This is a genomic window from Longimicrobium sp. (assembly GCA_036387335.1).
GTDB lineage: Bacteria > Gemmatimonadota > Gemmatimonadetes > Longimicrobiales > Longimicrobiaceae > Longimicrobium.
The window spans coordinates 20,102-31,874 of sequence record DASVTZ010000235.1; the positions used below are offsets into that span (position 1 = coordinate 20,102).

The following is an 11,773-nucleotide window of genomic DNA, read 5'->3' on the forward strand; positions in this document are numbered from 1 at the left end:
CGCCCGCGCGGAGATTCGGTGCGGGGCCGGGCCCGACGCGGCCCAACCACGCCGCACCCCGGAGCCCCGCCGATGGCACGCCACAACCGCGAAGGGGAAGGGCAGGACCAGCACGGCCGCCGCTACCGGATCGGCTACCAGCCGGACTGGCTCCGCCAGGTCAAGGTGACGTGTGACCTGGACAACGGCCGCCAGTCCACCAAGACGCTCCTGCGCAACCCGGAGCGGCCGGCACACCCGCCCGGGCCCCGCGTGCACACGCAGGTCGACTCGGCGGAGCTGGGGCTGAGCTTCGGGCTGACGCTTCACGACGAGCGCCGCGTGGTCCGCCGCATCATCGTGGAGACCATGATCCCCGGCGAGCGCGGCGAGACCATCTCCTTCGTCGTCTCCACCCTGCCCGACGAAGAGTAGCACATCCTTTCCGGGACGCTTTTCCGGGCGCCCCGCCAACACCTTCCGCGTGAACCCTCCATGATGGTCCTGCTGGCCCAGACCGCGGCGCTCCCCTGCCCGGACACGCGCATCATGTTCGGCGTGAGCGTGGTGGTGGTGGTGAGCGTGGTGGTGTTCACCGCGGCCGTCATCGTCACGCTGCTGCGGCGCAGCGACCGGCGGCGGGCGGAGGAGGAAAAGGTGGCCGCCATCGGCACGGCGACCGCGCGCATCCTGCACCAGATCAAGAACCCGCTGCAGACCGTCGTTCTGAACGCCGACATCCTGCAGGACGAGCGCATCGTGAGCGACGCAACCGGCCGCCGCGAGGTGTGCGAGGCGATCGTCTCCGAGAGCCAGCGGCTGGTGAGCATGCTGGACGAGCTTTCGGTGTACGCCAGCGGCGCGCGGCGGGCCCTCAGCCGCCAGCCGGTGCCCGTGCACGAGATCATCGCCCAGCTCGCCCGTCAGCAGGAGCGCGACCCCGGCATGCGCGTGGACGCCGGGGTGCTAGGCAAGGCGGTCGTTCTCGCCGATCCGTACTACCTGCGGCAGGTCTTCGAGAACCTGGTGCGCAACGCCTGCGAGGCGATGCACGAACAGGACGACCGCCGCCTCACCCTGCGCGTGGAGTCGGCGGCGGGATCGGCGGAGGTGCGGGTGACGGACAACGGGCCGGGGATCGAGGCGGAGAAGCTGGACCAGATCTTTCAGCCGTTCGTGTCCAGCAAGGGGAAGGGGATGGGGCTGGGGCTCGCCATCTGCCGCGAGATCGTGGAGGGGCACGGCGGGCGGCTGGAGGTGGAGTCCACGCCGGGCGTCGGGTCAACCTTCATCGTGCGGCTTCCGCTGTACGATGCGACGGCGCTGGAGGCGGGCGCCGGGCGCGCGACCGAGGCGTGGGCGTAACGCGGGGATCGCGATTGCCTCACGCGGAGACGCGGAGACGCGGGGAGGGCGCGCGAAGCTCTCTCCGTGGCTCCGCGCCTCCGCGTGAGACCAGCCGTTCGGATCTTGAAGACACGCAAAAAGGGCGGGCGCCGGGGAAGGCGCCCGCCCTTTCTGTCTGCCGCTCGACCTGGATCAGGCCGGCTTGACCTTGCAGGTGATGCCGGTGACGCTGTAGTCCACCACCACGTTCTGGCCCGAGGTCAGGGTCGCGTTGGGGACACTGGGCGTGGCGGCGATCATCAGCGAGTCGCCGTTCGCGTAGCCCACGGGGGCGACGCCCATCGCGTAGGTGCCCGGGGTGACGTACGCCATCTTGTAGCGCGCGTCCGCCTGCGCCTTGGCCGAGAGCGTGCTCGGGCCGGTGGCGGTCGCGGTGAAGTGCGTCACGTCCGTCGCGGCGCCGCCGCAGGCCGGGAAGGCAACGCCCGTGGCCATGGTCACCAGGCCGCTGATGCCGCCCGAGAGCTGCACCTGCGTCACCGTGAACTGCGGGTTCAGGATGAGCTGCCCGCTCTTGCCGGCCACGTGCCCGAACGAGCGCGCCACGTCAAAGTCCAGCGCCACGATCCTGCTGTCGCCGTCCACCGTGAGGCCGGGGCCGGGGAAGCGGATCTTGTAGCCGCTCGCGCGCGACTTGCCGCTGGTCAGGTTGATGGTGCCCGTCGCAGTCATCCCGGCGGGGAGGCGGGCGCCCGGCGTAGCGTACACCTTGCCGTCGCGCGTCACCACGTACGCATCGCCCACGCGCACGCGGAGCTGCGAGTAGGTGCCCGCGGGGATCACGGCGTCCCTCACCAGGTCCGCCCCGGCGCCGCCCACCAGCGCCAGCAGGTCGAAGTAGGTCGAGCTGTCCGCCGCGAGCGTGAGGCGGCCGGACGTGGAGTCGGCATCCGACTCGCGCTGCAGGTACAGCTCGCTGATCTGGACCTTCACTTCCTTGAAGTCGCCCGGCGCATCGACCAGCCGGATGCTGACGCGGCTGCTACCGCTGTCCGTGCCACCGTCGCAGGCGCCGAGCGCCGCCGCGGCAAGGAGGGGAAGAAGGAAACGGGTGGCTTTGAACATCGCTGATCTCCACGAATGTGACTGCACGGTTGACCGGTTGCACCCGGTGATTCAAACCAATGACGAGCACCCGCACACCTGCGTCACATCAAATGTTCGCCTAAAACTGCTACATATCTGATCCAGAGACACCATACTACGAAAGAGCCGCGAAGAGCACTTCTCCGCGGCTTTCAGTCCCCCTCCGTGCCCTCTGTGTGATGCTGTCGTCGTTTCAATACTCGTCGTCCTCGCCCAGCATCATGCGGCGGTAGCTGTCGTAGCGGCCGAAGTCTATGCCGCCCGCATCCACGGCGGCGCGGATGGCGCAGCCGGGCTCGTGGATGTGCGTGCACGACGAGCTGTAGCGGCACTCGCCGATGAGCGGCGCGAACTCGGGAAAGTAGAAGTGGAGCTGGTCCGTGTCGATCTCCCACAGCCCCACCTCGCGCAGCCCCGGCGTGTCCGCCACGTAGCCACCGCACTCCAGCGGGATGAGCTGCGCGGTGACGGTGGTGTGGCGCCCCTTGTTGACGGCCTCGCTCACCGCCGCAACGCGCAGACCCAGCCCCGGCTGCACCACGTTGAGAAGGCTGCTCTTTCCCACGCCCGACGGCCCCGCCAGCGCCGACACTTGGCCGCAGATCGCCTCGCGCAGGGTTTCGACGCCCACGCCCTGCTTGGCGGCGGTGAAGATGATACGGTAGCCGGCGCGCTCATACGGGGCGAAGAGGGCGCGGGCGGCCTCCTCCCCCTCCACGTCCGTCTTGTTGACGACGATCAGCGGGCGCAGCTCAGCCGCCTCGGCGATCACCAGGAAGCGGTCGAGCATGCGCAGGTGGGGCGATGGGTTGGCCGCGGCGAAGACGATCAGCACCTGGTCTACGTTGGCGACGATCACCTTGGCGCGCGGCGCCTTCCCCGGCGCGCGGCGGGCGAGGACGTTGCGGCGGTCGTGGACGCTTTCGATGGTCCACGCCTCCGCGCCGGAGCCCGAGCCGCGCCCCAGCTCCACCACGTCGCCCACCACCACCTTGTCGCCGGTGCGCTCCTCGCGCTTGACCCGTCCGCGCAAAGACGCCTCGATGATCCCTTCCGCGGTTTCGATCTCGTACACTCCGCCCTGCGCGCGGAGCACCGTTCCGGTCAGCGTCGCCACTCTGTGCCTCGAAGTTGTCTCTGTGTGCCCCGTGAGAGGAAAAAGCTGAGCGCCGCACCCGGCCCGCGGGTACGGCGCTCCTGCGTTCTGCGGCGAGCCATCGGCTACGCCGCCGCGAACGAGGCCAGCGCCTCGCCCATCTCGCCCTCGCGCAGGCGCTTGAGGGCGCGGTCGCGGAGCTGGCGGATACGCTCGCGGGTCACGCCCAGGATGTCGCCGATCTCCTCCAGCGTGTGCTCGCGCCCGCCCTCCAGGCCGAAGTACAGCTTGAGCACCTTGGCGTCGCGCGGCTGAAGGGTGTTCAGCGCCCGGTCGATGCGCTCGGAGAGGAGGCGCTCCTCCACCTCGTCCTCCGTCATGATCGCCTCGTCAGCGATGAAGCGGTCCATCAGCTGGCTGTCGTCCGAGTCTCCGATGGGGGCGTCCAGGCGGATCTCGGCGGCGTTCAGCGTCTGCAGGCTCTCCACGATCTCCGGCGACAGGCCGGTCGCCTCGCTGAGCTCCTGCGGCGACGGATCGCGGCGAAGCTCCTGCTTCAGCCGCTCGCGCTCGCGAAAGATCTTGGCCAGGTCCGACGCGCGGTTGAGCGGCACGCGCACCGAGCGGCCCTGGTTGGCGAGCGCCGAAAGGATCGCCTGGCGGATCCACCACACGGCGTAGGAGATGAACTTCACCCCCTGGTCCGGATCGAACTTGCGCGCGGCCGTCACCAGGCCGACGTTCCCCTCCTGGATCAGGTCCGAGAGGGAGACGCCGCGGTTCTGGTACTTCTTGGCCACCGAGATCACGAAGCGCAGGTTGGCGCGCACCAGCTCGTTGACGGCGTCCTCCTCGCCCAGGCGCGCGCGGCGCCCCAGCTCGATCTCCTGGGGCGACGTGAGCAGCGGATGGGTGCTGACTTCCTTGAGGTACTGGTCCAGGCTGGACTGGTCCTCGTTGGCCACGCCGAAGCCGGCCTCGGACCCGCCGCCCTTCTTCCGCCGCCTCGGTGTGGTGGTGGTGCCTTTCCGCGCTGTCGCCATATCTCGATCCGTAGCTTGCGCTCGTTCCGGAGCCGTTTTCTGTGGCTGTGCCAAACGATGTAGACCCTGCAAAAGCTCTGCCCGACGCAAAACGAACCGCCCGGCGCTGGGCTGCGGCCGGGCGGGGGATGGAGGTGCCGCGGCATGCCGCCGCTTCCGCCCTCCTAACGCCGCCGTCCCGCCCCCGCGCTCCGCCCCGCCGACGCGCCACGCCCCCGCTCCCGGCATGCTCCGGAGCGGCTCTCGGGCCGGGGTGCGATCGGAAAAGTCATCCGGGCGTGTGCAAGAAGTAGGTGGCCGGGTCGGGGCGGCGCAACGTAGCGGGCGCCCCCACGGCCGTCAATGGAGAGTACCGTGCTGGCGGAGGTTGGTTCCCGGACGGCGGGGAATGGGGAATGGGGAATGGGGAATGGGGAATGGGGAATGGGGATTGGGGAATGGGGAACAGCGAGCGAAGGGCCGGGGCCTTCTGCTGGCTGTTCCTCGTCATTCCTCGTCTACTATCTGTTCCGCTTCCTCCGGCTCCTCGCCAGCCGCTCTTCTCGCCGCAGTTGCGCGGCTTCGAAGCGGAGCCGTTCCTCCTCGGTCTCGGGCAGCACCGGGGGCACGGGGGTGGGGCGTCCGCGTTCGTCCAGGGCCACGAAGGTGGCATAGCAGGTGTTGGTGTGGCGCTCCTCGCCCGTGACCGGGTTCTGGGCCAGCACCTTGACCCCGATCTCCATGCTGGTGCGCCCCGCGAAGTTCACCGACGCGTGCGCGACCACCAGCTCGCCGATGTAGATCGGCTCGTTGAACTCCACGCTGTCCATGCTCTTGGTGACCACGGGCCGGCCGGCGTGCTTCATGGCGCAGAACGCCGCCGCGCGGTCGATGAACCCCAGCAGCACCCCGCCGAACAGCGTCCCCGCGACGTTCTGGCTCTGCGGCTCCGCCAGGTCCGCGAACGTCACCTGCGACAGCCGCACCGGCCGCGGCACCTCGACGTCGGGCGCGGGGCCCTGCATGTAGATCTCGACCGGCCTGATTCTCTGTTCCACGTCCATCTCCTCTATCCCGTGATAAGAGCGCCCCGCGGATTCCGTCCGCCGGGCGCTCGAAAGATCGCTGGTCCAGCGGCGGGGAAGATGGCGCGCGGGGCCGCGGGCGCAAGGGGGCCCCCTCCCCCGCTCGTTCCTCGCGGCCCCTCCCCCAAACCGCGGGGGAGGGGCGGACGCATGCATCTACCTGCTGCGTCATCGTTCTCTGCAACGCCGGCATTGTCGAGCCGGCTTCAGCCGCCTTCGCGTAGTTCCAGCCGGGGGATTTATCCCCCGGCGCGCGCGGCGCCGCCGCCCCCGGCCGCTCCAGGCCGCCCAACACCCACCTCGCCCCCAACCTGCGAAGGCAGGTTTCCCGCGGTTGTTGCAGCGGTTTCAACCGCCGGACCACACCCGGCCCCCCGCCTCAACTGCCGTCACCCCCCCCACACCCGCCGCACTCACCACGTCAGCACGATCTTCCCAAACGTGTCGTTCGCCTCCATGCGCTCGTGGGCTTTCCGGATGTCGGCGAAGGGGTACACCGTGTCGACGACGGGGCGGATGCGGGCGGAGGAGACCAGCGGGAGCACGGCGCCGGAGAACTCGCGCGCGAGGGCGATCTTTTCCTCCAGCGGCCGGCTGCGCAGGACGGTGCCGAAGATGTGGATGCGGCGCCGCAGGAGAAGCCCCAGGTCGATCTCCGCCTTGGTGCCGGCGGTGGTGCCCACGACGACCGCCCGGCCGCGCAGCGCGAGCACCCGCAGCGACGCCTCAAGCAGCTTCCCGCCGACTAGATCCAGAAGCGCGTGGACGCCGCCCCCGTACGTGGCCTGGTTGACCGCCTCGGCCAGGTCCTCCTTGCTGGTGTCGATCCCCGTCTCCAGCCCGAACTCGCGGGCACGCTCCAGCTTCGCGGCCGAGCGCGACGTTCCGAGCACCTCCGCCCCCGCCGCACGTGCAAGCTGCAGCGCCGCGGTGCCGACCCCGCTCCCGACCGCGTGGATCAGCACGCGCTCCCCCACCTTGACGTCGAGCTGGCGAAAGAGGGCATCGTAGGAGGTGAGGAAGGCCTCGGGGATGGCGGCGGCCTCTTCGAAGCCCAGGTTCTGCGGAATGCGGATCGCCTCGCGCTCGTGCACCACCACGAACTCGGAGTGCCCGCCGCCGCCGACGATCCCCATCACCCGGTTCCCCACGGCCCACAGGCCCGCGCCCTGCCCCACCGCATCCACCTCGCCGGCGTACTCGAGCCCGGGGACGTCGGCGGGGGCGCCGGGAGGGGCGGGGTACATGCCGCGGCGCTGCAGGAGGTCCGCGCGGTTCAGCGCCGAGGCGTGCACGCGCACCCGGATCTCGCCCGGCCCCGGCTCGGGCACCGGCCGGTCTTCCTGCTCCAGCACCTCGGGGCCGCCGGGGCGGGTGATGACGATCGCTTTCATCGAAAAAAAGTGCGTGAGTGCGTTAGTGCGTGAGTGCGTTTGAACAGCGGGGGTCACGCAGAGGCGCAGAGACGCAGGGAGAGACCTCCGCGCCTACTCCTGCGTCTCTGCGCCTCTGCGTGAGATTGCGGTCTGTCGTCGGAGCAGATCTCTGGTGAGCGGCGCCACGCACTGGCGCACTAACGCACTCACGCACTACCGCGCCTCGGCCCTGAAGAACGCCTCGATCCCGCGGACGTGTGCCGTCGCGAGGCGGTCCAAGAAGGCAGGATCGCGAAGGGCGTTCTCCTCTTCCGGGATGGGCATGAAGAGCGACTCGGTGAGGGCCGAGGGGAGCCAGGTGGGGCGCACCAGGGCCAGGTTCTCGCGCAGCGCGCCGCGGTTGGGCAGAAGCGTCACGCCGACGATGTTGTCCGCCAGCGCCTGCGCCAGCGAGCGGCCGAACGGCTGGAAGTGGTACACCGCCGTGTGGAAGGCGCGGAACGGGTTCTGGGCCTCGCCGAAGGCGTTGTTGTGAACCGACACCAGGATGTCCGCGTCGCTCCGCACCGCCAGCGCCACACGGCCGCGCAGGTCCTCGGCCGAGCTGGTGGAGAACGGGGGCTCGCGGCCCGTGCGCGTCAGGATCACCTCGGCGCCGGCGGCGCGCAGCTTTTCGGCCAGCGGCAGGGAGATGGCGAGGTTGGCGTCGCCCTCGTACAGGCCGGTGGGGCCGGTGGCGCCCGCGGGCGGGTGGCCGGGGTCGATCACGATGCGCCGCCCCCGCAGCGGGTTGGCCGCGTCGATCGCCGGGCGGCGGCGGAGGCGCAGGACGAGCGCACCGTCCGCCGCGTAGAATGCCTTGTACCCCCACGGCGCGCGGGCCAGCGACAGGCGCACCCTCGCAGTGGACGGGCCGGCTGCATCCTGCGCCACGCCGGTCAGCATCGAGTCGTTCTGCGCGGTGCTGGCGGCCTGCGCCGTCACCCCGTACAGCGTTACCGTCCACTCGCGCTCGCCGGGCTCCACCAAAAAGGGCGCGCGTTGGGCCGGGATGCGGACGTCCACCCAGCGCTCGGCGGGGGTCACGGCGACGGCGCCCAGCGCGACGGGGGCCATCGGCGCCGCGGTGGTGTCGGCCACGGTCACGCCGCTCGCGTCGATCCATGCGGCGGTCGAGGGATCGAGCTGAACGCGATACTGGCTGCCGCGGCGCTCGGCCAGCGAGAGGCGCGTGCCGCGTGGGAAGAACCAGCGGTACGTGCCCGTGGGCGTGGCGCGCGCGAACACCTCCGATCCCGTCGCCAGCGTGTCCAATCCGCCACTCACCCGCGCCGAGCGCGGCGTGGTGTAGACCTGCGGCACGCCCCCCATCCCCTCGAAGTCGGGCGTGGGCTCGGGGCGGTAGGGTATGGTGTGGCTGGCCGTCTGCCCGTTCTTGGACGCGCGCAGCTCCCAGGCGCTCGCCGGCACGGCCAGGTAGGCGATGAACGCGCCGTTCGGCGCCACAGGCACCGGCGTCCCGTTGATGGTCAGCGCCGCGCCCCCCGTCCCCACCGAGCCGTAGATGAAGGCCGAGTCCCGCTTCGGACGAAGGAGGTTGCTGCCCGGCTCGATCACGCGGATGGCGAGCGGGGCCTCCACGCGCTGGATCGGCGGGAGGCCGGGCGTGAGCGGCTGATATTCCAGCGCGGCGGGCGCGGCGGGCTCGGGGCGCGGCGACGGGCCGGTCGCAGGCGTGCCGCCGCCGGGAGTGCAGGCGGCCAGGAAGAGGACGGCGGCGTACGGGCGCAGGGAGAATGACCGGGTCAACACGGGCTCCTGTGGATGCCGGCGGATCGCGGGGCAGCCGGACGGTCGGTCGCGGCGCAGCCCTGCGCGGCGGTGCAAAGGACGCGCCGGGCGCGCCCGGAGGGTTGCATCCCGGCAAAACCTTGTATATCGTTTAGCGCCATCTGTTTACCTCCTCCGCAGGCCGCGCCCGCCACGGGTCACGGCCCGCGATCTTCCTTTGCCGCATAAGAGGACGCTTCATGTACGCTCCGCGCATCGCCGTACCCTTTGCCCTCGCCGCGCTGGTGGCGCTGGCGGCCTGCTCCGACGGTCCCGCGTCGCCGGACCCGGTGGCGCCGGCCGTGACGCGCGCGGGGCAGCCAATCCCTACCCGCGCGCAGGAGCGCCCCGGCACCTGGGTAGAGCGCACGGACGAGCAGCTCTGGGCCGCCATCTCCGCCGCGGGCGGGAACGCGGCGGTGGGGCTCAAGTCGCCGGGCGGCGTACGCGGCGTGTGGCGCGGACGGGTGCTGGTGGGGCGCAGCGAGTGGTCGCAGGGGCGCGCGGCGGTCGCGTCGCAGCCGGGCGTGACGCTGGTGCGCACGGACGACCTCCTTCCCTCGATGGAGGTGAAGCTGGACGGGCCCGGAGCGCTGGCCGCCCTGCGCCGCCTTCCGTTCGTCGACTACGTGGAGCCGACGATGGTGGAGGACGGCCTCCCCGAGTTCGCGGGGGTGGGCGGATGCGGATGGGGGAGCGCGTGGACGGGCGACCGGCAGTACACCGCGTCGGGCGACGTGTACTCGCAGAAGCTCACCGCCATGCGCATCCCCGATGCGTGGACGCTGAGCAGCGGCGCGGGCGTCACCATCGGCCTCACGGACACGGGGATCTCGTCCGGCCAGGGGCAGTTCACCAGCACCTTCGCCACGGGTGAGAGCACCGGGCGCACGCTCAAGCTCCTCAAGGTTTCGTCGATGTCCAGCGTGTACGACGGCTGCGGGCACGGCACGCGCATGGCGGGCATCATCGCCGCGCCGCGCGACGGGCGCAGCGTGGGGGGCATCGCGTACCGCTCCAACTTCGTGAGCGTGCGCCAGGCGGATGGCGTGGCCACCGTATCCAGCAGCGACGCCAAGTACAGCGTGCGCACCGCGGCGGAGAACGGCGCGCGTATCGTGGTGATGGCGTGGGAGTCGCTCAACTGGTACTGGCAGGTGTCGGACGAGATCGAGTACTGGCACTACAACTACCCGATCCTCTTCTTCGGCGCCGCGGGCACCAGCGGGTGCGGCGACGGCATCCTGGACAGCAACGTCGTCTTCCCGGCCGACATGCCCGAGGTGGTGGCGGTCACGGGCGTCACGTACCCCGGCGGCGGCGTCCCCTGCGGCATCCATCACGGTTCGGACGTGGAGCTCACGGCGTACCTGGACATCCCGAGCACGGGCCAGTACACGGCGGATGTGGTGGGGATGGGCGGCAGCTCCAACGCCACCGCCGTTGTGGGCTCGGTGGCGGCGCTGGTCTGGTCGCGCACCCCCAGCCTCACGCGCGACGGCCTGCGCCAGCGCCTGATCCAGACCGCGCAGTACTATCCGAACCGGCACCCGGAAGAGGGCTATGGGGTGATCAATGCGTATCGGGCGGTGACGGGGAACTGATTGGGGAATGGGGAATGGGGAAATGGGGAATGGGAACGGCTGATCCGGTGCCGTTCCCATTCCTGCGGTTACAGCCGTATGTCTCCGCCGTCGTCCCTCTGCCGCAGGCGGGCGAGCTGGTCGCGCGATGCGGCTAGCGACTGCTCGGTGGCCGCGCGGTCGATGCGCAGGCGGAGGGTGATGGAGCCGGGCGACGGCTCGCGCTCGATGGTCACCACGTCGCCTTCGCGGGTGCCGTCGGGGAGGAGCGAGGCGGGGACGTGGAGAAGGGGGCCGTCGTCCTGCTGAACGGCGGCGATTCCTTCTTCGATGCTGTCCACCGTCCAGGTGTGGGTCATGGGCTCCTCGGGCGCGGGGTTGGCGAGGGATAGGTAGGCGCGGGGCCGCGCGCACGCAAGCGGGTTGACGGCGGCGAGGAGCGGGTGCGAAGTTCAGGTATGAACGAAACCGGAGCTCTGTGCGTCCCGCGCGTGCGCGAGGTGCTGGCGGCCCTTCTCCGCGCGGGCGGCGAGGTGGAGGCGCGGCTGGAGCGCAGCGTGGAGCCGATGGGGCTCTCGCTCGCCAAGATGGGCGCCCTGCACACCCTGGTGGAGGCGGACGGGCCCATCCCCCTCGGGCAGCTCGCGGAGCGGCTCTGCTGCGTGAAGTCCAACGTCACCCAGCTCGTGGACCGGCTGGAGGCGGAGCTCCTGGTGCGGCGCGTCCCCGATCCGGCGGACCGGCGCAGCGTCCGCGCGGAGGTCACGGACGAGGGCCGGGCACGCTACGCCGCCGCCGTCCGCGCGCGCGAGGCCGCCGAGGCCGAGCTCCTGGCTGGCTTCGGCGACGACGAGCTGGAGCGGCTCGCCGCGTGGTGCCGGCGGGTAGCGGGCGGATGATCTTCATCTCCGAAGACCCCGCGCCCTGGGACGACGACCTCGAAGCCGACTTCCCCCTGGGCGACGGCGTGGCGGACACCGGCGCCACCGTGCAGTGCCCGTACTGCGGCGAGCTGGTGGAGATCGCCCTCGACCCCGGCAGCGGCACGCGCCAGGGCTACGTGGAAGATTGCCAGGTCTGCTGCCGCCCCTGGAACGTCCACGTCGTCTATGGCCCGGACGGCACCGCCGAGGTGTGGGCGGAGGCGGCGGACGGCGAGTAGAGGGCGCACACAGTAGGGGTTCGACAGTGGTCGCTGACACAGATCGGTAACCAGTTGCCCTACATGAAGATGCAACAAAGCCGCCCCGAAAGCGTGTACAACGCGCCCGGAGCGGCCATAGATGGGTTAAGTCGTTATCCTGTTGTC

At 70.8% G+C, this 11,773-nt stretch carries 12 protein-coding genes; 5 read left to right on the forward strand and 7 right to left on the reverse strand.

Annotation, left to right across the window (positions count from 1 at the left end):
* The first annotated feature begins 72 nt into the window (after positions 1-72).
* On the forward strand, positions 73-414 hold the full coding sequence (locus VF647_24005) for a hypothetical protein (protein ID HEX8455165.1): 342 nt from the start codon (positions 73-75) through the stop codon (positions 412-414).
* Between the two features lie 60 nt (positions 415-474).
* Entirely contained in the window at positions 475-1,344 is an 870-nt protein-coding gene (locus tag VF647_24010) for a HAMP domain-containing sensor histidine kinase (GenBank protein HEX8455166.1), read from the forward strand.
* 174 nt (positions 1,345-1,518) lie between these two features.
* On the opposite strand, the gene VF647_24015 is transcribed toward VF647_24010, so the two are convergent.
* The 6 genes from VF647_24015 to VF647_24040 all read right to left on the reverse strand — a co-directional run bounded on the left by VF647_24015 (position 1,519) and on the right by VF647_24040 (position 8,860).
* The gene (locus VF647_24015; protein HEX8455167.1) at positions 1,519-2,451 is read right to left on the reverse strand and encodes a DUF4382 domain-containing protein; all 933 of its coding nucleotides are present in this window, start codon (positions 2,449-2,451) and stop codon (positions 1,519-1,521) included.
* 214 nt (positions 2,452-2,665) lie between these two features.
* Positions 2,666-3,589, reverse strand: coding sequence for a ribosome small subunit-dependent GTPase A (rsgA, locus tag VF647_24020; protein HEX8455168.1), 924 nt, complete (start codon positions 3,587-3,589; stop codon positions 2,666-2,668).
* A 104-nt stretch (positions 3,590-3,693) separates the two neighbouring features.
* Complete coding sequence (locus VF647_24025) at positions 3,694-4,611, reverse strand: RNA polymerase sigma factor RpoD/SigA (protein HEX8455169.1); 918 nt, start codon at positions 4,609-4,611, stop codon at positions 3,694-3,696.
* 500 nt (positions 4,612-5,111) lie between these two features.
* Entirely contained in the window at positions 5,112-5,648 is a 537-nt protein-coding gene (locus VF647_24030) for an acyl-CoA thioesterase (GenBank protein HEX8455170.1), read from the reverse strand.
* Between the two features lie 440 nt (positions 5,649-6,088).
* Positions 6,089-7,069 (reverse strand): NAD(P)H-quinone oxidoreductase, encoded by a 981-nt coding sequence (locus VF647_24035; protein ID HEX8455171.1) that lies wholly within the window; start codon positions 7,067-7,069, stop codon positions 6,089-6,091.
* A gap of 195 nt (positions 7,070-7,264) precedes the next feature.
* Positions 7,265-8,860: an N-acetylmuramoyl-L-alanine amidase gene (locus VF647_24040; GenBank protein HEX8455172.1), complete on the reverse strand. Its 1,596-nt coding sequence runs from the start codon at positions 8,858-8,860 to the stop codon at positions 7,265-7,267.
* A 221-nt stretch (positions 8,861-9,081) separates the two neighbouring features.
* Here VF647_24040 and VF647_24045 point away from each other — a divergent pair, with 221 nt between their 5' ends.
* The gene (locus tag VF647_24045; protein HEX8455173.1) at positions 9,082-10,485 is read left to right on the forward strand and encodes a S8/S53 family peptidase; all 1,404 of its coding nucleotides are present in this window, start codon (positions 9,082-9,084) and stop codon (positions 10,483-10,485) included.
* A gap of 68 nt (positions 10,486-10,553) precedes the next feature.
* Here VF647_24045 and VF647_24050 read toward each other — a convergent pair whose 3' ends face one another.
* A complete protein-coding gene (locus VF647_24050; protein ID HEX8455174.1) occupies positions 10,554-10,823 on the reverse strand; it encodes a DUF3006 domain-containing protein in 270 nt (89 codons plus the stop codon).
* A 99-nt stretch (positions 10,824-10,922) separates the two neighbouring features.
* Between VF647_24050 and VF647_24055 the strand changes: the two genes are divergently transcribed.
* On the forward strand, positions 10,923-11,363 hold the full coding sequence (locus tag VF647_24055) for a MarR family transcriptional regulator (GenBank protein ID HEX8455175.1): 441 nt from the start codon (positions 10,923-10,925) through the stop codon (positions 11,361-11,363).
* Entirely contained in the window at positions 11,360-11,626 is a 267-nt protein-coding gene (locus VF647_24060) for a CPXCG motif-containing cysteine-rich protein (GenBank protein ID HEX8455176.1), read from the forward strand. The genes VF647_24055 and VF647_24060 overlap by 4 nt, the downstream gene beginning before the upstream one ends.
* The last annotated feature ends 147 nt before the right edge of the window (positions 11,627-11,773 follow it).